The sequence below is a fragment of the Gottfriedia sp. NPDC056225 genome (genome assembly GCF_042267765.1).
Taxonomy (GTDB): Bacteria; Bacillota; Bacilli; order Bacillales; family Bacillaceae_G; genus Gottfriedia.
The window spans coordinates 235,299-257,398 of the sequence record NZ_JBHJTJ010000002.1 but is presented as its reverse complement, the minus strand read 5'-3'; the positions used below and the strand labels follow the sequence as shown (position 1 = coordinate 257,398).

Annotated in this window: 22 protein-coding genes and 1 pseudogene; 18 read left to right on the top strand and 5 right to left on the bottom strand. The window is 33.4% G+C overall.

The genetic code is table 11. The features are described from left to right. Window positions 1-73: 73 nt before the first annotated feature. The 4 genes and pseudogenes from ACFCYN_RS03380 to ACFCYN_RS03365 all read left to right on the top strand — a co-directional run bounded on the left by ACFCYN_RS03380 (window position 74) and on the right by ACFCYN_RS03365 (window position 2,624). Entirely contained in the window at window positions 74-856 is a 783-nt protein-coding gene (locus ACFCYN_RS03380) for an alpha/beta fold hydrolase (RefSeq protein ID WP_375947485.1), read from the top strand. A 193-nt stretch (window positions 857-1,049) separates the two neighbouring features. Next, a complete protein-coding gene (locus tag ACFCYN_RS03375; protein ID WP_172447384.1) occupies window positions 1,050-1,193 on the top strand; it encodes a hypothetical protein in 144 nt (47 codons plus the stop codon). A gap of 515 nt (window positions 1,194-1,708) precedes the next feature. Further along, window positions 1,709-2,167: pseudogene (locus ACFCYN_RS03370) on the top strand (putative iron-sulfur cluster-binding metallochaperone). A gap of 1 nt (window position 2,168) precedes the next feature. Beyond that, complete coding sequence (locus ACFCYN_RS03365; RefSeq protein ID WP_375947483.1) at window positions 2,169-2,624, top strand: NUDIX domain-containing protein; 456 nt, start codon at window positions 2,169-2,171, stop codon at window positions 2,622-2,624. 236 nt (window positions 2,625-2,860) lie between these two features. Here ACFCYN_RS03365 and ACFCYN_RS03360 read toward each other — a convergent pair whose 3' ends face one another. After that, on the bottom strand, window positions 2,861-3,277 hold the full coding sequence (locus ACFCYN_RS03360) for an SRPBCC family protein (RefSeq protein WP_172447387.1): 417 nt from the start codon (window positions 3,275-3,277) through the stop codon (window positions 2,861-2,863). Between the two features lie 43 nt (window positions 3,278-3,320). Then, on the bottom strand, window positions 3,321-4,337 hold the full coding sequence (locus ACFCYN_RS03355; protein ID WP_375947481.1) for an aldo/keto reductase: 1,017 nt from the start codon (window positions 4,335-4,337) through the stop codon (window positions 3,321-3,323). Window positions 4,338-5,010: 673 nt separating this feature from the next. Here ACFCYN_RS03355 and ACFCYN_RS03350 point away from each other — a divergent pair. Next, the gene (locus tag ACFCYN_RS03350) at window positions 5,011-6,018 is read left to right on the top strand and encodes a DNA/RNA non-specific endonuclease (RefSeq protein WP_483867237.1); all 1,008 of its coding nucleotides are present in this window, start codon (window positions 5,011-5,013) and stop codon (window positions 6,016-6,018) included. 311 nt (window positions 6,019-6,329) lie between these two features. Then, on the top strand, window positions 6,330-6,845 hold the full coding sequence (locus ACFCYN_RS03345; protein WP_172447390.1) for a BofC C-terminal domain-containing protein: 516 nt from the start codon (window positions 6,330-6,332) through the stop codon (window positions 6,843-6,845). A 71-nt stretch (window positions 6,846-6,916) separates the two neighbouring features. Here ACFCYN_RS03345 and ACFCYN_RS03340 read toward each other — a convergent pair whose 3' ends face one another. After that, entirely contained in the window at window positions 6,917-7,462 is a 546-nt protein-coding gene (locus ACFCYN_RS03340; RefSeq protein ID WP_172447391.1) for a GNAT family N-acetyltransferase, read from the bottom strand. A gap of 171 nt (window positions 7,463-7,633) precedes the next feature. Between ACFCYN_RS03340 and ruvA the strand changes: the two genes are divergently transcribed. The 6 genes from ruvA to yajC all read left to right on the top strand — a co-directional run bounded on the left by ruvA (window position 7,634) and on the right by yajC (window position 12,078). Next, window positions 7,634-8,251: a Holliday junction branch migration protein RuvA gene (ruvA, locus tag ACFCYN_RS03335; RefSeq protein ID WP_098121390.1), complete on the top strand. Its 618-nt coding sequence runs from the start codon at window positions 7,634-7,636 to the stop codon at window positions 8,249-8,251. Between the two features lie 5 nt (window positions 8,252-8,256). After that, on the top strand, window positions 8,257-9,258 hold the full coding sequence (ruvB, locus tag ACFCYN_RS03330) for a Holliday junction branch migration DNA helicase RuvB (protein WP_172447392.1): 1,002 nt from the start codon (window positions 8,257-8,259) through the stop codon (window positions 9,256-9,258). Beyond that, the gene (locus ACFCYN_RS03325; protein ID WP_172447393.1) at window positions 9,255-9,452 is read left to right on the top strand and encodes a DUF2905 domain-containing protein; all 198 of its coding nucleotides are present in this window, start codon (window positions 9,255-9,257) and stop codon (window positions 9,450-9,452) included. Before ruvB ends, ACFCYN_RS03325 begins: the two co-directional genes overlap by 4 nt. A gap of 128 nt (window positions 9,453-9,580) precedes the next feature. Next, the gene (queA, locus tag ACFCYN_RS03320; RefSeq protein ID WP_375947477.1) at window positions 9,581-10,609 is read left to right on the top strand and encodes a tRNA preQ1(34) S-adenosylmethionine ribosyltransferase-isomerase QueA; all 1,029 of its coding nucleotides are present in this window, start codon (window positions 9,581-9,583) and stop codon (window positions 10,607-10,609) included. Between the two features lie 20 nt (window positions 10,610-10,629). After that, window positions 10,630-11,769 (top strand): tRNA guanosine(34) transglycosylase Tgt, encoded by a 1,140-nt coding sequence (gene tgt / locus ACFCYN_RS03315; RefSeq protein ID WP_098172714.1) that lies wholly within the window; start codon window positions 10,630-10,632, stop codon window positions 11,767-11,769. Window positions 11,770-11,796: 27 nt separating this feature from the next. Beyond that, window positions 11,797-12,078, top strand: a complete 282-nt coding sequence (yajC, locus tag ACFCYN_RS03310; protein WP_172447395.1) for a preprotein translocase subunit YajC — start codon at window positions 11,797-11,799, stop codon at window positions 12,076-12,078. A 92-nt stretch (window positions 12,079-12,170) separates the two neighbouring features. On the opposite strand, the gene ACFCYN_RS03305 is transcribed toward yajC, so the two are convergent. Next, window positions 12,171-12,554, bottom strand: a complete 384-nt coding sequence (locus ACFCYN_RS03305) for a TIGR04086 family membrane protein (protein WP_172447396.1) — start codon at window positions 12,552-12,554, stop codon at window positions 12,171-12,173. Window positions 12,555-12,761: 207 nt separating this feature from the next. Here ACFCYN_RS03305 and ACFCYN_RS03300 point away from each other — a divergent pair, with 207 nt between their 5' ends. Beyond that, complete coding sequence (locus ACFCYN_RS03300) at window positions 12,762-13,412, top strand: DUF421 domain-containing protein (protein WP_172447397.1); 651 nt, start codon at window positions 12,762-12,764, stop codon at window positions 13,410-13,412. A gap of 69 nt (window positions 13,413-13,481) precedes the next feature. Here ACFCYN_RS03300 and spoVB read toward each other — a convergent pair whose 3' ends face one another. Next, window positions 13,482-15,038, bottom strand: coding sequence for a stage V sporulation protein B (spoVB, locus tag ACFCYN_RS03295; RefSeq protein WP_172447398.1), 1,557 nt, complete (start codon window positions 15,036-15,038; stop codon window positions 13,482-13,484). Window positions 15,039-15,194: 156 nt separating this feature from the next. Between spoVB and ACFCYN_RS03290 the strand changes: the two genes are divergently transcribed. The 5 genes from ACFCYN_RS03290 (at window position 15,195) to ACFCYN_RS03270 (ending at window position 22,089) form a co-directional block, all read left to right on the top strand. Beyond that, window positions 15,195-15,473, top strand: coding sequence for a post-transcriptional regulator (locus tag ACFCYN_RS03290; RefSeq protein ID WP_172447399.1), 279 nt, complete (start codon window positions 15,195-15,197; stop codon window positions 15,471-15,473). Between the two features lie 102 nt (window positions 15,474-15,575). Next, complete coding sequence (gene secDF / locus ACFCYN_RS03285) at window positions 15,576-17,813, top strand: protein translocase subunit SecDF (RefSeq protein WP_172447400.1); 2,238 nt, start codon at window positions 15,576-15,578, stop codon at window positions 17,811-17,813. Between the two features lie 461 nt (window positions 17,814-18,274). Beyond that, window positions 18,275-19,186 (top strand): cation diffusion facilitator family transporter, encoded by a 912-nt coding sequence (locus ACFCYN_RS03280; protein ID WP_098121401.1) that lies wholly within the window; start codon window positions 18,275-18,277, stop codon window positions 19,184-19,186. A 39-nt stretch (window positions 19,187-19,225) separates the two neighbouring features. Beyond that, the gene (gene recJ / locus ACFCYN_RS03275; protein WP_375947471.1) at window positions 19,226-21,577 is read left to right on the top strand and encodes a single-stranded-DNA-specific exonuclease RecJ; all 2,352 of its coding nucleotides are present in this window, start codon (window positions 19,226-19,228) and stop codon (window positions 21,575-21,577) included. Beyond that, complete coding sequence (locus ACFCYN_RS03270) at window positions 21,577-22,089, top strand: adenine phosphoribosyltransferase (protein ID WP_172447402.1); 513 nt, start codon at window positions 21,577-21,579, stop codon at window positions 22,087-22,089. The genes recJ and ACFCYN_RS03270 overlap by 1 nt, the downstream gene beginning before the upstream one ends. Window positions 22,090-22,100: the final 11 nt, after the last annotated feature.

Sequence of the window (22,100 nt, the reverse complement as noted above, 5' to 3'; positions counted from 1 at the left end):
CAACTAGTAATATATGTTTTCCTATGTGAGTATCTTATTGCAGAGACCAACTTTACTAATCGGAGGAATCTGTGTGGGATACTATATTACTGTAGAACCAGGTGTAAATATTTATGTAGAGGATGTAAATCCGAAGGGGAATAAAACAATTCTCTTTATACATGGGTGGCCTTTAAACCATAAGCAGTTTGAATATCAGTTTAATGTTCTTCCAGCAATGGGATATCGATGTATAGGCGTTGACTGGAGGGGATACGGTAATTCGGATAAACCTTTTGGTGGCTACAATTTTGACAGATTGGCAGATGATATAAGTATAGTAATAGCGTCGTTGCAGTTAAAAGATTTCACATTAGCAGGACACTCAACTGGAGGAGCAATTTCGATTCGATATATGGCTCGGTATCAAGGTTATGGAGTTTCCAAACTTGTTCTTATAGGCGCTGCATCTCCGACTAGTGTTGAGAAAGAAATTGCAAATAATTTCATTACAGAATCCCTTAATGATCGCCCTAAAATGTTGCAGGGGGTAACAGATCTCTTTTTCTTCCAGAAAATATCCGGCCCATTCTCGGACTGGATATTTCAGTTGGGATTACAAGCAGCTAGTTGGTCGACCACTGCAATCATGAGTACATTAAGAGATGAGAACGTGTACAATGATCTTGATAAAATATTAGTGCCTACACTAATTATTCATGGCATACATGATAAAATCGTTCCGTTTACTAAAGCACAGGAAACAAATAATTTAATAAAAAATTCACAACTTGTACCATTTCAATACAGCGGTCATGGTTCATTTTGGGAAGAACGTGACAAGTTTAACCAGCTATTGATACAATTTATTGACTAATATAACATTTTAGGTAACGAATAATTAAATAGGGGTTGTTCCATCAGCTCCTACGTTTTGTTCAACTAACGCATGCATTAGTTGAACAACTTAATCGGCTATTTAGTCGATTTTTTTAATCAACAAAATGGCAGTTTAGTTGAACAAAAAATTAGATAGTTATGCTATATTAGGCTTAAGTTAGGGGAGAAGTATGGATGATGAATTAATGAAAATTTCCTTTCCAGAACTTTTCTCTAAATTAGCAGTGGCACCTTTATTTATAGTAGTGGTAATTATGGCTATTTTAAATGTAATACTGAATAGAAAAGATAAAGTATGTTTTAATTTCTTTTGATAATAGGAACTTGGGTATACATATGTATATATCCTTTAGCTTTGTTTTTCTATTTCTTTGGGGAATAAGTAGTTGTATATCGAGTAAAAAAAATCTAAATAGATTCTTAGAGGTAAAATATGTTGCATCATTCTTATATTAACTTAATTCTTGCATTAGTATTTTTTATTTTTGGTTGTTTTATATTTTGTTTAATAACTATTAATTTATGGAAGGAATATAAAAGTAATTATTATAATAATAAACTTGGCTTTGTTTTTAAATTTATAGGTGATATTTTTCTGCCACAATCTCTATTTCCACTAAAAGTATTAGCTGTTTTTTTGTTGATACTAACCTCATTAATATTTCTAATTAAATTTTTAGATTGATCTTATAAATTAGTTAGTCTTATGTAATTAGCTGAATAATGATCGACTGCTTCAACGTTCGTTTTTATTGGACTAAATGGCAGTATAGTTGAATAAGAAATGATATAATTTTGATATGAAATTGCTTCTAAGGAGAAATAAATTATGAGCGATTGTTGTATAACAAATAATACGGTATCTGAGAAGATTCAAACTTGTTCGGCTTGTGGTGTAGCTGGTAAAAAGATTAAAAAAATTACACTAAAATCACTGTTAAAACCATCATCCTTAGAGTTATTAAATGCAGATTTAGATCATTATTTTTGTCCAACTGCTTATTGTGAAATCGTTTATTATGATTCGGAACAAAAATCATACGCTACATCTGAAATATAGGTGCCTGTTTTTCAAAAAGAGTCTTCATCTGAAGCTCCTGTTTGCTACTGTTTTGATTGGACAAAAGAAAAAATTCAACAATTTGTTGAAAACAAAGAAACACAGAATCCAATTGAGCACATTCGAGAAAATATAAAGGCAAATCGTTGTGGTTGTGAAGTCAATAATCCTCAAGGTAGTTGTTGTTTAGCGAACGTTACGAAGTTTATTACCCAAATTGGAGGCTAATATGAATTATTGTGATGCGATGAGAGAGAAGATTGGGAATGATCCTTTAATTATTGTCCGACCAAGTGTAGCAATTCTGAATCAAAACGGAGAGATTTTACTTTATCGATACATAGGAGGAATTTGGAATATTCCAGGTGATATCTTACAGTTAAACGAATCAGTTGAAGAATGTCTTAAACGCAACGTCCTTCGTGATATTGGGCTAACAATTAAGAAGTTAACTTTATTTGGTGTTTATTCGGGAACAGAATTAATTAATCGTGTAGAGGAAAGTGGAGATGAGTATCAAACTGTTGCGATTGGTTATTTGTGTACGGAATTTGAAGGACATATAACCCCTGACCAAAATCAAGGAATCGAAGCACAAATTTTTGCTTTAAACGAACTGCCTGAAGATACAAATCCATTTATCAAAATCAAGTTAGAAGAATTAAAAAATCAACTAATAAAATAGAATTTTCTTATACAACTATTAGCTGGTCTAGTTAAACAACAAATAGAGGATGATCACAGGATCATCCTCTATTTTATTTAAATTGCTGTATAGTCGAATAAGCTTAACGTACACATAATTACCTAATTAATTCTAAAAAACCAGAGTAAATAAACCTAATAAAATATTCTTAAATAAGGGGTGCAGTCTAGAACTTCCCTTTGCTTTTTTAAAAATATTTGAACTAACTTCTATACTTATGCATTAAAAGCTTTATTCAATGCTTCCAATCCATCTTTATATATACCATGGAATAAATCGATGACCTCTTCATCACTTACACTCACAGGTGTAAAACTACCTGACCACTCAACAATTGATTTATTTTTATCTGAGTGTTCAAAAACTTGTATAGTTGATAGATAGTTAGTCACTGGGAATGGTGCCTTCATAATCGAGTAGGTATATAAACGCTCTTTTTCATTGAATGCTTCTAGGCGTTCAATAATTGCATTGCCATCTGGGTTCGCTAAACTACGAACACGACCACCTTCACTTAGTTCACTAGTTGGGATATATGGTAACCAATCTGGTAATGCATTAAATCCGCCAATTAAATTCCAAACTTGTGTTGCTGAAGCAGGGATTTCCATAGTAACTTTTGTATTTGTCATTGTAATCACTCCTGTTGTAGTTATTTAAGTGTTAATTCTTGCGTTATTTAACGTCAATTGGTAGTGGAGCATTTTCAGCCACTAATTTTTGTTCGCGCATTTCATGCCAGAATGCAGCTGGAATTACTTCATTTAATGCAGCTTTGTCTTCAGCTATACGTTCTGGTTTACTTGCACCTGGGATTACTGATGCAACTGCTGGATTTGCTAGTGAAAATTGAAGGGCTGCAGCTTTTATACTAATACCATGTCGTTGTGCAATGCCTTTAATTTTCTCAACCTTTGCGATAATTTCAGGAGATGCTTTTTGATATTCGAAGTGAGTTCCACCAGCTAAAATACCTGAGCTGTAAGGACCACCAACGATAATATCAACATTTTGTTTAGCAGCTTCTGGCATTAATCGATGAAGTGCACGATCATGATCAAGAAGTGTATAACGTCCAGCCAATAAACTAACATCAGGTTTGTGTTCACCTAATTCTAATGCAATTTCGATAGGTTCTACTTTATTTACGCCAAGTCCCCAAGCTTTAATAACACCTTCTTCTCGTAATTGAGAAAGGACGCGGAATGCTCCAGTACGAGCAATTTCAAACTGCGCTAACCACTCGTCACCATAAAAGTCTTGAGCAATATCATGAACATAGACAATGTCTAAACGATCAGTTTTCAAACGATTTAAACTATCTTCGATTGATCGTAATGTTGCGTCAGCACTATAATCGTTCACGAGCTTATTCTTACGTCCGAATTCAAATAGACCGCCTTTTTCTCCTAAGTCACGTGCAGTAGGATCTTCTAGTTCATCAAGAATTAAACGACCAATTTTCGTACTTAGTACAAATTCATCACGATTGTATTTTGATAATGCTTCTCCTAAACGGATTTCAGCAAGACCAGCACCATAAAATGGAGCAGAGTCAAAGTAACGTATGCCATTATTCCATGCAGCATCAACCGTTGCGATTGCTTCTTCTTCTGGGATGTTACGGAACATATTTCCTAATGGAGCAGTACCAAAACCTAATTTTCCTTGAAACAAGTTTTTCTCTTTCATGAAAATCCTCCTATATATACAGGTCTTCATGAATAACATGAAGATAAGTAATTAATTTTTTTAAAGAAAAGAGCCTCGCTTATAATTTGATGTTTATAAGTAACCTCTTCTCTACAATTGCTATTATTAAATAAAGTAAAAATAAAAAAAAGAACGTACTTTTAAGTACGATAGAAACCTATAGGTACCTTAGGTACCTATAGGTACCTTAGGTACCTATAGGTAACATAAGAACCAAACATATATAAATGTAAAAATAGAGAGTTAAAATATAATTTGAAGTTGATAGAGACGAACCAATAAATATGGATTCGTCTTATTAAGTTATTTTTGTTTACTTTTTTATTTTTTAACTGTTTTAGTTTTTAATCTCAGCTTAAATCTGGTGAGAGAACAACTCACGTACAGTAGCTAGAAATGAATCAAGTGCAGGGGAAATCCACTTATCTTTATGCCAAATCATTTGTGTGACAGCTTTCAATTCTGAGATATCCATCGGAAGGGCTACTAATTGACCATTATATCCAATCTCAATTGGGATCGTTTTTTTATCCAGCTAAATGGCGAGATAGTTGCTTAAGGATTCAATACCAATAATAGGTATTTTCCAACAAAAGGCCAAAATGTGTTATCGTTAAAATATGATTTTTTAGAGTAGAAACATGAGAAAGGTGTGCGAAGTGTGAGCAAAAGATTAATTTTGATTTTATTTACAGTGATTTTACTATCTGTATTTGCAGGTTGCGGAAAAATCACTGAACAGACTTCGGCAAAAAAAGTGCAATCAATAACGAGCACGGCTTCTAAGACTGTTGAAGCGAATAAGAATACATCTGCCGATGACACAGAGAAACCAAAGAGTGATAGTGAACCGAACAAAAGTGTTCCTGCTTCTAGCACTTCAAAGGCAACAAGTAAAACGAACGGATTTGATTATAGCAAATATACCCTAATTGTAGTAAATGGCGGGGATATGTCAGGATATAGACAGCCGAATGTCAAAGTAGATGTCGGATATGGAAAAAGGGAATATTGGGCGTATACAAATGAATACGGTCAGTTAATTCGTGTTGAGGCGAAAAAGATAACACTTCAAAATTCGAATACTGATCATGTTTTGTCATCAGGTAGATATTACTCTGATGAAGCAGATGTTCCTGGTACAGAGAGTCCAATCTTGGATAAAGGGCATGTAATTGCTGACTCGCTTGGGGGAGTATCAAACGCATATAACATTACACCTCAGGATAGCAATCTGAACAGGCATGGCGATCAAGCTTATATGGAAAAAGTGATTCGAGATGCAGGAGGTTGTACTGATTTTGTAGCAGTAATTCAATATCCAAATAATAAAACGCAAATTCCTAACCATTATAAATTCACATACAAAATTCAGGGCAGATCCATTAAAGATGAATTTGACAATGTGAACCCAGATAAAGTGAACAAAAATTTAGGGAAAACGACAGGTACGAGCAGTACGCCACCGAAAACAAACAATGTGCCTGCAAACAAAACAAAAAATAGTAATGAAGATATTAGTAAAGTGGATACAAATCATAATGGAAGAGTTACGATCGCTGAAGCCAAAGCTGCTGGCTTTAAAATGCCTATTACGCGCGATTCATGGCTCTATAAATATATGGATGATCGAGATGGTGATGGTTTAGTAGGCGAATAAATAGCGTTATACTAATGCTATTTTTATTCCCTCGATAATTTGTTTTCAGTGTTTTGATCTTATCAATTTATTAATATAGCATCATTGATATTTTAGAAATATAGAGTTTCTAATGTAACAAACGCATGCTTTAGTTAAAAAAGTTTACCCAAAGGTTGTCTCGTTAGACAGCCTTTTTTTAGTTCAGAAATCAACATTTAAATTTAACCGAGCCTTTTAGTAAGAAAAAAATATAAAACACTTGGATAAAGTAAAAATGAATGGTCAAACTAAAAAAGCTTGTATGATTTTGTCTAAAGGAGTGGATGTTTGTGAAAAAGTTTATTTTAATGTTTGTTTGTTTAATAGCACTACTACTATTTCCGGCACAAACTGAAACATTGGCAGCACATCATAGTATTCATCGTCAAAGTACGACTAACAAGGGAATTACAATCATTTTACATAAGGTGTATATAAACGGTGAAGTGATTGAAGAAATTTATATTAATCAACATAAAACACTGGGACAAGTAAAAAAAGAATTTAAAGGTTGGAAAGTCATAGAAGAAAATGATGATCAAATTGTATTGATGAAAAAAATAAATGATCTTTCTCCTACGTTGAAGTCGAAAGGTTATTTAGGAATCAATTCAAGTGGGATGTTAAACTTATATATTGGAACGCCAAGTGGGAATAATATTATTGAATCTTTTTTTCAAATTGATACGAATAAATTAGAAGTAAATAAACAAAAGGAACTTGAAAAAGGGATAAAAATTTCGACTAAAAATCATTACGTTTATCTATTACATTACTTAAAAGAGTATGAAAGAATTATAAATTAAAATTTGGTAAGTCATAAAAGAACCACAAGAGATTTTTCTTGTGGTTCTTTGACGCTGTTGAAAAGGAGAACTTAAACGACCCATTCTTTCCGTAAGATTGAATAAGCATATGTATCATGAACTGAGGTACCTTGAATTAAATACTCTCTTAATAAACCTTCATTAGTGAATCCAATTTTTTCAAGAAGCTTTTGTGAAGGTAGATTTTCTGGATAGACGATAGCTCCTATTCGATTTAGTTGTAGCATATCAAATCCATAATTTAATAAAGCTTTTACAGCTTCAGTTGCATACCCTTTTCGCCAATAATCTGGGTGGATCTCATAGCCAACTTCAGCTCTTTTGTTACGTTCTTGATAAGCATTAAATCCACATGTTCCGATTAATTTGTTTGTCTCTTTTTCAATAATCCCCCAGCGGATGCCACTACGTGTTTCATACATTTCTCTAAAAAAATGAATTAGGTCAATAACTTGACTACTATTTGTTAGTGCATCTAATCCATAATATTTCGTAACATCTTCTCTAGATAAAATTGTAAACAATCGATTTGTATCAGTAATGTTAACTTCTCTTAAATAAAGTCGCTCAGTTAAAATGTTCGGAAATAAGTTCAAATAGTTGCCTCCTTATCTTATTCTTATGAAATGGCAATTTATATGGATAATCACTTTAACTATTTCGATCGTAAATTCCTATGTATAAAATTTTTATTTTCGACACCCGACTATTTTTTTCCTTCTTCTATATATGGTACAATGGAATACATGTAAAAAGGGGAGAAAACCATGTACGAATACGTAATTGGAAAGATAGAATGGGTTGGACCGGAATATATAGTAATTGATCATAATGGAATGGGTTATCAATTATTTACACCTAATCCATATGTTTTTAGACCTTCAAATGAAATCTTAAAAGTTTATACACATCTTTACGTAAGAGAAGATGTTATGATGTTATATGGTTTTAAAACGCTTGATGAACGAACTTTATTTCAAAAATTATTAAGTGTGTCTGGAATCGGACCAAAAGGTGCTTTGGCGATTGTAGCAACAGGTGAGCCAAATCAAATTGTTCAAGCAATTGAAGAAGAGGACGAAGCATTTTTAACAAAATTCCCAGGCGTTGGTAAAAAGACAGCAAGACAAATGATTCTAGACCTAAAAGGAAAGCTTGAGAAAGTTTTTGGAACGGTACAAGTAGATTTATTTACTGATATAGATGCGATGGAAGAAAAAGAAAATGCAGCATCTTCATTAGATGATGCCATTGAAGCTTTAAAAGCATTAGGGTATGCAGAGAAAGAAGTTAAAAAGATCGTACCATTATTGAAAAATGAACCACTTTCTACTGATGAATATATTAAAAAAGCTCTTCAATTACTATTGCAAGCTAAGAGGTGATGAAAATGGATGATCGAATTTTATCAAGTGAAAGTAATCGTGAAGATTTTGATCAAGAACTATCACTTAGGCCTCAAACATTAAAAGAATATATAGGGCAAGATAAAGTTAAAAAGAATTTGCAAGTCTTTATTGAAGCTGCAAAAATGCGTAACGAATCTTTAGATCACGTTTTATTATACGGTCCTCCTGGTTTAGGTAAAACTACTTTAGCAGCAATTATTGCGAATGAATTAGGTGTGGGCTTTAAAACTACTTCTGGACCAGCGATTGAGCGTCCTGGAGATTTAGCAGCAATTTTGACGTCACTACAACCTGGTGATGTGTTATTTATTGATGAAATACACCGATTACCTCGTACAGTGGAAGAAGTACTTTATCCAGCGATGGAAGATTTTTTCTTTGATATCGTTATTGGTAAGGATGCAACTGCAAGGTCAGTAAGGATTGATTTACCACCTTTTACACTAATCGGTGCAACAACTAGAGCAGGTTTGCTTTCTTCACCACTTAGAGATCGTTTTGGTGTATTAAATCGATTAGAGTTTTATACAGTTGAACAGCTTGCATTAATCGTTAGAAGAACGGCTGAGTTATTTGGAATGGAAATCGAGAAGGAAGCTGCTTTAGAAATCGCTAGAAGGTCTAGAGGTACACCTCGAATTGCAAACCGTTTATTGCGAAGAGTTAGAGACTTTGCTCAAGTCCAGGGCAGTGGAATTATTACATTTGAAATAGCTAAAGATTCTTTAATTCAAATGCAAGTAGATGAAGCGGGTCTAGATCATATCGACCATAAACTGTTACTTGCGATTATTGAAAGATTCCGAGGTGGTCCTGTTGGAGTTGATACGATTGCGGCTTCGATCGGAGAAGAATCACAAACAATTGAAGATGTGTACGAACCTTATTTGCTTCAAATCGGATTCCTTCAACGAACTCCTAGAGGAAGAATTGTAACTGATTTAACGTATAAACATTTTGGTTTGCAGGTACCTGAGCAATGACTGATTTATCAAAAGTGTTAATAACGCTAGGTGTTATATTGTTATTAGTTGGATTGTTTATGAAATTTGTAGGTAAACTTCCAGGTGATATCTTTATTAAAAAAGGAAATGTATCATTTTATTTCCCAATTGTTACTTGTATTATCATAAGTGTATTACTATCACTTATTTTTTCATTTTTTGGGAAAAAATGATAATACATGATTTTGGAAAAGATAGGGTTTAAGGGAATAGGAAATACGAAGGGCAAGAATTAGAAAGGGAGAATTTTAAAAGATTCTCCCTTACACCCTTGTCCTTGAAATATACGAGGTGTTTAGAAATGGATGTAAATTTATTTGATTTTGATTTGCCTGAGGAGCTGATTGCTCAAACTCCTTTATTAGATCGAGAAGCATCAAGACTAATGGTATTACATAAAGACTCGGGGAATGTAGAGCATAAACAATTTCCTGATGTGTTAGATTATTTACAAGAAGGAGATTGCTTAGTTTTAAATGAAACGAAAGTAATGCCTGCTAGATTATTTGGTGTAAAAGAAGATACAGGAGCTCAAATAGAAGTATTATTACTTCAGCAAGAAGAGCAAGATGTGTGGGAAACACTAGTAAAGCCAGCTAAAAGAGTAAAAGTAGGTACAATCATTTTATTTGGAGATGGCAGATTAAAAGCAGAATGTGTAGGCAGTAGTGATCAAGGTGGAAGAAAGTTAAAATTCCAATACGATGGAATTTTTTATGAAATTCTAGATCAATTAGGCGAAATGCCACTACCTCCTTATATTAAAGAAAAGTTAGAAGATAAAGACCGCTACCAAACAGTTTTTGCAAAAGAAATTGGTTCAGCTGCAGCTCCAACAGCAGGTTTACATTTTACGAAGGAGCTTTTAGCAAAAGTTCAAGAAAAAGGCGTAAAATTAGCATTTATTACTTTGCATGTAGGTTTAGGTACATTTAGACCTGTAAGTGTAGAATCAATTGAAGAACATGATATGCATTCAGAATATTACTATATGTCTGATGAAACGGCTAAACTATTAAATGATACAAAAGCAAACGGTGGTAGAATCATTACTGTTGGGACAACTTCTACCCGTACAGTTGAGACCATTGCAACGGCAAATGAAGGCAAGTTTGAAGGAAGCAGTGGTTGGACGTCTATCTTCATTTACCCTGGATATAAGTTTATGGGGATTGATGGAATGATTACGAACTTCCATTTACCAAAATCAACTCTTATTATGCTAATTAGTGCTTTAGCTGGTAGAGAAGCAGTTTTATCTGCTTATAATGAAGCAGTAGACCAAAAGTATCGCTTTTTTAGTTTTGGCGATGCAATGTTAATACTTTAAGACGTGAAAGGAATCGAAAAATGACAGCAATTCGTTATGAACATATTAAAACTTGTAAGCAAACAGGTGCGCGATTAGGAATCGTTCACACACCACATGGTTCTTTTGAAACACCGACTTTTATGCCTGTTGGTACTTTAGCTACAGTTAAAACAATGTCACCTGAAGATTTAAAAGCTATGGGGGCAGGAATTATTTTAAGTAATACTTACCATTTATGGTTAAGACCAGGTCATGAAATTATTAAAAAAGCTGGTGGCCTACATAAATTTATGAACTGGGATCGAGCAATTTTAACGGATTCTGGTGGCTTCCAAGTATTTAGCTTAAGTCAATTCCGAAAAATTGAAGAAGAGGGAGTACATTTTAGAAATCACTTAAATGGTGATAAATTATTCCTTTCTCCTGAAAAAGCGATGGAAATCCAAAATGCTTTAGGTTCAGATATTATGATGGCGTTCGATGAATGTCCACCATACCCTGCTGAGTATGATTATATGAAGCGTTCTGTTGAAAGAACTAGTAGATGGGCAGAGCGTTGTTTAAATTCTCACCAAAGACCAGAAGATCAAGGATTATTTGGTATTGTACAAGGTGGAGAATATGAAGAACTTCGTAAGCAATCTGCAAGAGATTTAGTTTCATTAGATTTCCCAGGCTATGCAATTGGTGGATTATCAGTTGGAGAGCCAAAGGATGTAATGAATCGAGTACTAGAGTTTACAACTCCTTTACTACCAACGAATAAACCAAGATATTTAATGGGCGTTGGCTCACCTGACTCTTTAATTGATGGTGCAATTCGAGGCGTAGATATGTTCGACTGCGTACTACCAACACGTATAGCACGTAATGGCACATGTATGACTAGTGAAGGAAGATTAGTTATTAAAAATGCAAAATATGCAGAAGACTATTCACCACTTGATCCAAATTGTGATTGTTATACTTGTAAAAACTATACAAGATCATATATTCGTCACTTAATTCGATGTGAAGAAACGTTTGGAATGCGATTGACTACTTATCATAACTTACATTTTCTGTTACAATTAATGGAACAAGTTCGTCAAGCAATTCGCGAAGACCGTTTAGGTGATTTCCGAGAAGAATTTTTTGAACAATACGGTTTTAATAAGCCGAACGCTAGGAACTTTTAAAATTTACATATTGAAAGGAAGATATTAATGAACTTAGGATCTTTAGGTGGAATTTTACCATTAATATTAATGTTCGTAATTTTCTACTTCTTACTAATTCGTCCACAACAAAAGCGTCAAAAACAAACAGCTTCTATGCAAGCTGGAATTGCTAAAGGCGATATGGTTGTAACAATCGGTGGATTACACGGTTTAGTTGATGCTGTTAACGAAGAAAATAATACAATTACATTAAAGACTACTGATGGTTCACGCATGGTATTTGAAAAAAATGCAATTCGTGAAACTCGTGCACAAGCCGCTAAATAATTGTATCGTAAGAAACGCTAGTTCCATTTTGGGAACTAGCGTTTTGTTTTTTATATGAGGAAGTAGCAAGAATGCTTACTAATCGTCGAGTTTTATTTATTATAGGATTTATTACTTGCAGCATTTACACCAAAAATTGACCCTAACATGCAGATCGCAATGAAAATGGCATGGTACATCAATTGCTCTTTAGAAAAAGTTCGATCATAACCAAGAAATTGTACAAAAAATACAAATACAGAGTATGCTCCACTTGTTAGAAACCCAAGAATCCAACCTTTTTCTTTCCCTTTTGCTCCTGTAACAAAACCACCTATTAGCATTACGATAAATGATAAGACAAGAGTTGTTGTATTGACACTTGTTTCTGTAAGTGAAGTTAGTCTAAGTAATAATGATAAAATTAAGCTAATTGATAATACTAATAATAAAATAGTTAAAAAGCCAAAAGAGACAGCCGTTGCTGTTTTTTTCATTGATATTCCCCCTTGTACACTCTTTTATACAAGCATATTCATAAGATGAATTTTTAGAATACTTATAGAGCAATTACAAATAGTAAAATTATGAACAAATTTCTACTATTTTTTATATGTAAAGTCTTTACTACTTCTAAATAAGCAAGAATGTAAAAAGATAAATAATTAAAATTCAGCAAAGTTTTGGATGTGAGGGTTAGTAAAATGGAATTAGGTTCTATGACGATTCGTACCATTTTAATCTATTTAATTATTGCGTTTTTCTTTCGAATAATGGGTAAGAGAGAAATTGGAGAGCTAAGTTTATTAGATTTAGTTGTTTATATTTTATTAACTGAAATAGCTGCAATTGGAATTGAAAACCATAATGATCCAATCATAAAAGTGATTTATCCGATGTTTTTAATTGTTGCGATACAAATAATTTTTTCGCTCATATCACTAAAAAGTGTTTTATTTAGAAAAATTTTGGATGGAAATCCTGTATTGATTATCAGTAAAGGAAAAGTATTAGAAAAAGAAATGAAAAAGCAAAGGTACACATTTGATGATTTATTACTTCAACTAAGAGAAAAAGATATTGGAGATGTAAGAGATGTCGATTATGCAATCCTTGAACCAACAGGGAAGTTGTCCATCTTTAAAAAGGAATTAAATGGAGATGGCTATGATAGTACACTTACATTTCCACTAATATTAGATGGTATTGTCCAAGATGATAATTTAAAACTTTACAATAAAAATAAGCTTTGGTTGCTTCAGGAGCTAAAAAAACAAGGTATTGAAGACTTTAACCAAGTATCGTATTGCAGTTTAAGGAGAGATGAAATATTCCTTGATAAGAAGGATGGATAGAGTGAAAAAAAGGAAGTGAGGGGAGTAGTATTCCTATTCCCTGTAACTTCCGTTCTTTCCCTTTAATATCTATCTAGTGATTAGCTTTTTAAAGAATGGGATTCGAATGATTTCGTCTTTTTTGACAAGATTAAATAAAAATATTAATAGGATATACATTAATGTCACAATTGAGATGCTTGCCAATGTTTGTACTAATAGTGAGGATGAAAAGACTACATATTCTTTGATGAATTTGCCGATATAAATACAGACTCCTAAAATAATTAAACAATAAAGATAGTCTTTAACGAAAATTGAAAAGTTAATTGCTTTTAAAACAGTAAAATAATGAAGAACTGTTATTGTTACAATACTAATATTCATTGCTAAGGCAACTCCATTAATACCGAACTTAGGATTTGTAGCTAGGAATAAAATACTAGCGATCTTTACGACTGAACCTACAAAGCTATTGATCATAGCTGAATTAGCAAGATTTAGAGCTTGTAATACTGCTTGCAGTGGACCTTGAAAATAATAAAAAATAAAGCATGGTGCTAAAAGTAAGATGAAATGTGTGGCTTGGTCACTTTTATACATTAGCGTTAAAATTGGTGAAGCAAAGACATATAAAACAACGACTGACCATCCACCGGCAATCATTGAGTAACGCAGAGCTTGCTGTAGTCTTCTTTCAACAGTTACGCGATCCTTTTTAGCCATTGCTTCACTAATTGCAGGTACTAGTGAAGTAGATAGTGCATAAGTAATAAACGCTGGTAAAAGTAATAAAGGTAATGCGTATCCAGAGAGTAATCCATATTGTTTTGTAGCAACTACTGCTGTTACACCAGCAATCGCTAAACTTTGTGAAACTACAATTGGTTCCAAAAACATTGATATAGAGCCGATTAGTCGACTTCCAGTTGTAGGGAGTGCAATACTTAATAAGTCACTTAGGGTTTTTCTTCCGTCTTTAATATTGTTTTTAAATCCTGTAATGAACTTTGCATTTTTTTCCTTTTTAAATACATAAAGCATATAAATTAAGGATGCCAATTCCCCTAAAACTGAAGATATGATCGCGCCACTTGCAGCAAATTCAACACCATATGGTAAAAAAGTTTTAGTACAAACAGCAACTAGTACGATACGTACAACTTGTTCAATAACTTGAGAAAAGGAAGAAGGACGCATGTTTTGTACACCTTGAAAATAACCACGTAAAACGGAAGAAATTGCGATAATCGGTACAACTGGTGCGATGGCAATTAATGGGTACATAGTCCTTGAGTCGGTTAATAGATTTTTTGCAATAAAAGGAGCTAAGAAGATCATAGCTGTTGTAAAAATAATACTTAATATGCCAGTGATTGTCATTGAAACAGCTAAAATCTTTTTTATCTTATCTTGTCTATTTTGGGCAACTGCTTCTGCAATTAATTTAGAGATGGCAATTGGTAATCCAAGCTGCGTAAGTGTCATAACTAAAAATAGTGTCGGGACTGCCATCATAAATAATCCTACGCCCTCTTCACCCATGATTCTTGCGACAACAATTCGATTAAAAAATCCTAATATTCTTGTGATGAGCCCTGCAATAAGTAAAAAAAACGTTCCTCTTAAAAACGTTTGCTTCGTCATTATTTTTACCACCTTCTCAAACAGCCTAGAATGATTTACAATTATATATATGCTAGAAATATAGGCAAGCATGACAAGTTAGTTCAACAACTAGGAAATGAATATCAAGGTCTAACATCATTTTTCTAAAAATACAGAAAATTAGGGGGGAAGAGTATGTCGACATTTCATCAACAAGCTGCAGAATTTAAACCTACGCTTCAGGTAGTAATTGAAAGTAAATTGGATGAATTTAGAATGCTTGGATTTGATACTGTCAGTGAGGATGAATTATGGGAATGCCTCGAAAAAACCTTATGGCGAAAAAAAGAGGAAGAACCAAAGCTTTTTCAACTGGTGGAAGACATACTCTCTTTAACTGTTAACGATTATATGAATTATGTTCGAATCGAAGCATTTAAATCTCCTACATGGCAGTTTGGGGAGTCAGTTTAGCCATTAATTGACAATGAAAAAATTGCATTTGTATAATAAAAGAATGAAAACATACCATTTTCGTACTAGAACTTGAACTCGTTAGAGGAGGAAATTCACAACATGGTTAAGCGTAACAGAATTGTTGCCTTTTTCTTAATTATTGCTGTATTAGCAGCAGTAATCGGAACAACTGTGTTTGGTACTGCGAAAAATATCAAGCTTGGTCTGGATTTACAGGGCGGCTTCGAAGTACTATACAAAGTTAAGCCAATTAAAAAGGGTGACAAAATTAACAAAAATGTTTTAGTAAGTACAGCAAAAGCCCTTGAGAAGCGTGTAAACGTATTAGGGGTAAGTGAACCAAACATCCAAATCGAAGGAAAAGATCGTATTCGTGTACAATTGGCTGGTGTCAAAAATCAAGCTAAAGCACGTGATATTCTTTCGACAGAAGCGAATTTAACAATTCGTGACGTAAATGATAAGGTTCTTATGACTGGAGCAGATTTAAAAGAAGGCGCTTCAAAGCAAACATTTGACCAAATGGGTAAACCTAGTGTATCGATAACATTTAAAGATGCAAGTAAGGTTAAAGATGTTACAAGTAAAGTGCTAAAAATGGGTTCTCCAAATAATATGATGGTTATTTGGCTAGATTTCAATGAAGGAAAAGACTCTTTCAAAAAGGAATCAGCAAAAGCAAAACCTAAGTTCTTATCTGCAGCAAGTGTAAATCAAGTATTTACTGATGATTCACTTTCTATTGTAGGATCAACTTTTACAGTTGAAAGTGCAAAAGAACTTTCAGATTTATTAAATGCTGGTGCTCTTCCAGTACATCTTGAAGAAATGTATTCAACATCAATCGGTGCAAAATTTGGAACAGATGCATTGCATGAAACAATTTTTGCTGGAGTTATTGGTGTAGCAGTAATTTTCTTATTTATGCTATTCTTCTATCGCTTACCAGGCTTAATCGCAAGCATCATGTTAATGGCGTACACTTACGTAACATTACTTGTATTTGATGGCATGAACGCGGTATTAACACTGCCGGGTATTGCTGCATTAATACTTGGTGTTGGTATTGCGGTTGACAACAACATTATTACCTTTGAGAGATTGAAAGACGAGCTTAAACTAGGGAAATCAGTTGCATCAGCATATCGAGCTGGTAACCAGCGTTCATTTGGTACTATTTTTGATGCTAACATTACAACTCTACTTGCAGCTGTTGTATTATTCATTTTTGGTACAAGCTCAGTAAAAGGTTTCGCAACAAGTTTAATTGTCAGTATTTTAGTAAGTTTCTTAACTGCAGTATTCGGAACTCGCTTATTACTTTCTTTACTAGTTCAAAGTCGTTACTTAAATAATAAGAAAACTTGGTTTGGTATTAAACAAAGTGAAATTCTTGGTTTGAATCATAACTTGGCACATCCACCAACAAAATATGATAAAGTCGATTTTGTTAGTATCGGTCGTAAATTCGTTTATTTTTCAATTGTTACAGTAATTGTCGGCGTAATTATCCTTTCTGTATTCCGATTAAATTTAGGAATTGATTTTGCAAGTGGTACACGAGTAACATTTGAATCAAAATCAGCTGTTACAAAACAAGTTGTAAATACTGAATTATCAAAAATGAACTTAAAACCTGAAAGTATTACAGTTTCTACAAATGATGCAAAAACTGGTTCAGTTGTATTTAAAGGCGTATTAACTAAAGATCAAATTAACGATTTGAAAAAAGATTTTACGACTAAATTTGGAATTGAACCAAACGTAAGTACAGTTGATCCAGTCGTTGGACGAGAATTAGCAGCTAATGCAATTAAAGCACTAATCATTGCTTCTGCAGGTATTATTCTTTATGTATCGTTACGTTTCCAATTCTCTTATGCAATTGCTTCAGTAATTGCCTTATTACATGATGCGTTCTTCATTGTAGTAATATTTAGCGTGTTTAGATTAGAAGTAGATATAACTTTCATCGCTGCGGTACTGACAATTGTTGGTTATTCAATAAATGACTCAATTGTTACATTTGACCGAGTTCGTGAAAATATGAAGCTTAAGAAGAAAATTCGTACTAGAGAAGAATTGAAAGATATTGTAAATGAATCGATTCGTCAAACTTTAGGCCGTTCAGTAAAAACAGTTCTTACAGTAGTATTAGCTGTTCTTGCACTACTTTTATTCGGAAGTCATGCAATTCTTAACTTCTCAATTGCATTACTTGTAGGTTTAGTAGTTGGAACATATTCTTCAATCTTTATCGCATCACAAATTTGGCTAGGTATTAAAGGTCGTCAACTTGATAAAAATCAAGTTATTGATGTTGAAGAAGCTAAATAATTTCTAACTAGAGGGTGTCCCAAAAGTAAAATTTGGGACATCCCTTTTTATTTGTGTTAGAAAGAGGAGGAAGTTATAAGGTGAAGTTCAAATAATGCTTTGGCATATGAAATAAGCGAGTGGAATGTGTGAATTAGAGATCAACGAATGAAGTAGATTTTTACTATGATAATAAAACAACAATAAAATCCCCCGAATAATAGCTTCTAGACTGAAGCATAAATTGATTACATAATGCCTTCGCATATTCACAATAAAATCAACCATTTTTCAATTTGAACTTCTTAATTAGCGATAGCTCTTTTTTTCATCCTAACAAAATAAAATGAAGTAAATATTGAAGTTATTTTTGTATTAGTTTCATTCCGAATTGAAGATACTAATAGAATGTGTGTAATAAAAAATTAATTTGTTTTGCGAGTAATCGACTAGATCTAGAACAAAGGAAGTAGGTAAAGTATATGGAACAAGATGAGCGTTATAAGGAAGCCAAGAAAGGAGCTTATATTGGAATATATGGAAATTTACTTCTGGCAATTGTTAAACTGATCATTGGGTATATCGGAAATAGTAAAGCATTATTGGCTGATGCAGTTCACTCTGCATCCGATGTAGCAGGTTCAATAGCGGTTTTATTTGGATTAAGAGCAGCTAAGATGCCACCCGATGAGGATCATCCCTATGGACATGGAAAAGCTGAATCAATCGCTGCAATTATTGTAGCTGTTCTTTTATTTATCGTTGGAATCGAAATAACGAAATCCTCAATTACAGCTTTTTTTAAACCTGTCCATTCTCCTGAACTAATCGCTTTAGTAGCTGCATTTATCTCGATATTCTTAAAAGAATGGATGTTTCGCTATAAATATGCTTTAGGAAAAAGATTGAATAGTGCTGCGATTATTGCGAATGCTTATGAACATCGTTCAGACGTATATTCATCCGCTGCTGCTATGGTTGGAATCGGAATTGCAATTCTTGGCACTAAAATTAATATGCCTATCCTTTTGTATGCAGATCCGGCGGCCGGGCTTGTTGTAGCAATAATGATCCTGAAAATGGCATGGGATATTGGGGCAGAGTCAATACATACTACGATGGATCATGTACTTCATGAGGAAGACATAGAACCATATAAAGAAATTGTGAGAAAAGTAGAAGGGGTTAGAGAAATAAATACTCTTTATGCAAGAGAGCACGGCTATTATGTCATTATCGATATAAAAGTATCTGTAGATCCATATATAACTGTTGAGGAAGGGCATAGAATCGGCAAAAATGTTAAAGAAAAACTAATGGAAGACAAAGATGTTGAAAACGTATTTGTCCATATTAATCCATATAATGATAAAAATAACTCTTTCATCCAATAAGTTTACTTTAGTATAATAGTACAGTTAGGGGTGAGAGTATTGTTAAAGTCAAAAGCACGTTGGAAACCGAAATTATCGAATCAACAAGAAGAGCAAATATTAAGTAAAGAATTACAGATTTCCCCTCTATTAGCTAAACTACTTGTTACTCGCGGGTTTAATACAGTTGAAACAGCAAGTAAGTTTTTATATGAAGATCAAATGAGCTTTCATGACCCGTTTTTATTAGAGGGTATGGATATTGCAATAGACAGAGTATTTCAAGCGATTGAAGAAAATGAAAAAATATTAATTTTTGGCGATTATGACGCAGATGGTGTTAGTAGTACATCAGTATTGTATTTAACATTAATTGAACTAGAAGCAAAAGTAGATTTCTATATACCAAATCGTTTTACTGAAGGGTATGGCCCTAACAAGAATGCATTTAAATGGGCGAAAGAACAAGGCTACTCATTGATTATTACTGTAGATACAGGTATATCTGCAGCTGAGGAAGTTAGTTTTGCAAATGAACTTGGAATAGATGTCATTATCACAGACCACCATGAACCACCAGAGGACCTTCCAAAGGCTATCGCGATCATTCATCCAAAACTTAGTCCAAGCTATCCTTTTAAAGAATTAGCTGGTGTAGGAGTTGTATTTAAATTCGCTTCTGCATTATTAGGAAGAGAACCGGAAGAGTATTTAGAACTTGTTTCAATCGGTACAGTAGCCGATTTAGTGCCATTAGTTGATGAAAATCGACTAATTGTAAAAAAAGGTGTAAGACAATTAAAGCAAACTAGACGTGAAGGCTTAAGAGCACTTTTAGAAATTAGTGGTACTTCTAATGATTCAATTAATGAAGAAACAATTGGTTTCGCAATTGGACCAAGAATTAATGCAGTTGGCCGACTTGGTGATGCTAAGCCTGCAGTAGATCTAGTTCTAGAAACAAATAGAGAACTAGCTAAAACTAGAGCAGAACAAATTGAAGTTTTAAATAAAGAACGGCAAGAGTTAGTTTCAAGTATGACTGAAGAGGCGATTAAACAAGTAAATGGGCTTGATTCCTCATGTTCAAACAAAGTGATTATTGTAGCAAAAGAAGGCTGGAATGCAGGTGTAGTTGGGATTGTTGCTTCAAAATTAGTAGATCGTTTTTACAAGCCTGTAATTGTTCTAAGCATAGATCGCGAAAAAGGAATTGCCAAAGGTTCAGCAAGAAGTATTGAAGGTTTTTCTCTCTTTGAAAATTTATCAAAGTGTAAAGATATTTTACCTCATTTTGGAGGTCATACTCTTGCTGCTGGGATGACACTAGCGATTGAGGATGTTGAACAATTAAGACATCGTTTAAATGAATTTGCTGACCAAACTATGACGGATGAAGATTTTATTCCATTAAAAGAAGTTGATTTAATCTGCCAAGCTAGCGAAGTTTCAATCTCATTTATTAATGAATTAAATATGTTAGCGCCTTTTGGTATGCATAATCCAAAACCTGTTTTAGAAATAAGCGAAGTAGATGCTTTAAATATTAAACAAATCGGTAATGAAGGTGCACATCTTAAATTTCAATTAAAAGATGATGTAACGTCCCTCGACGCTGTTGGGTTTGGATTTGGACATGTTGCAAATGAAATTGCTACTGGATCAAAAGTGTCTTGCTTAGGAATGGCTTCAATTAATGAATGGAATGGCAAACGTAAGCCACAACTAATGATTCAGGATATTAAAGTAAATCATTGGCAGTTATTTGACTTAAGAGGTCAAGAGCCACATCGATTAACTCTACCTTCAAACGAAGAAAAATTAATATTTTTACATCAAGCATCAAGTGATTATGAAAACTTAAAGACGAAATATCCTGTTTCGACGTTTATTTCTTATGAAGATGTACTAAACTTAAATACTAATATACAAAATAATTATATTATCTTACTTGATTTGCCTAGTTCTGAAAATCATTTAAAAGAGGTTTTTCAAAATGGTTTGTCGGAGCGCATCTACTTAGTATTTAATCAAGAAGAACTACATTTCTTCTCTCCAATTCCTAGTAGAGAAAGCTTTAAAAAATTCTATTCAATCTTAGCAAACACCAATCCATTTGACATGAACATGTATGAAGTGGCATTATGTCGTAAGATGGGATGGAAAAAAGAACAAGTCGATTTTATGACAAAGGTGTTTTTTGATTTAGAATTTGTTACAATAGAGGATGGAAAAATTCGTTTGTTGCCACAAACTGAGAAGAAAGATCTATCTTTATCGAATACGTACGCAAAAAAATTAGTTAGTATTGAACTAGAACGTTTATTTCTGTACTCAAAATGTGATGAATTAACTACATTTTTTCAAAATATGAAAAGTCATTTTTCCGAAAATGGGGAGGCACTTATTTAATGAATTTAAAAGATTATATTACGATTGTACCGGACTGGCCAAAAGAAGGCGTTCAGTTTAAAGATATTTCATCATTAATGAATGATGGTAAAGCTTATAAAGAAGCAACTGATCAAATCGTAGCTTATGCGAAAGAAAAAGACGTAGATTTAGTAGTTGGACCAGAAGCTCGTGGATTTATTGTTGGTTGTCCAATTTCTTACGCTTTAGAAATCGGTTTTGCTCCTGTACGTAAACCAGGTAAATTACCTCGTGAAGTAATTAGCTATAACTACGATTTAGAATATGGTACAAACACGTTAACAATGCACAAAGATGCGATTAAGCCAGGTCAACGTATACTAATCACTGATGACTTATTAGCTACTGGTGGTACGATTGAAGCGACAATTAATCTAGTTGAAGAACTAGGTGGAATTGTTGTTGGTATTGCTTTCTTAATTGAGCTTTCTTACTTAGAAGGTCGTAAAAAATTAGATGGTTATGATATATTTACACTAATGACTTATTAATTTTTAACATA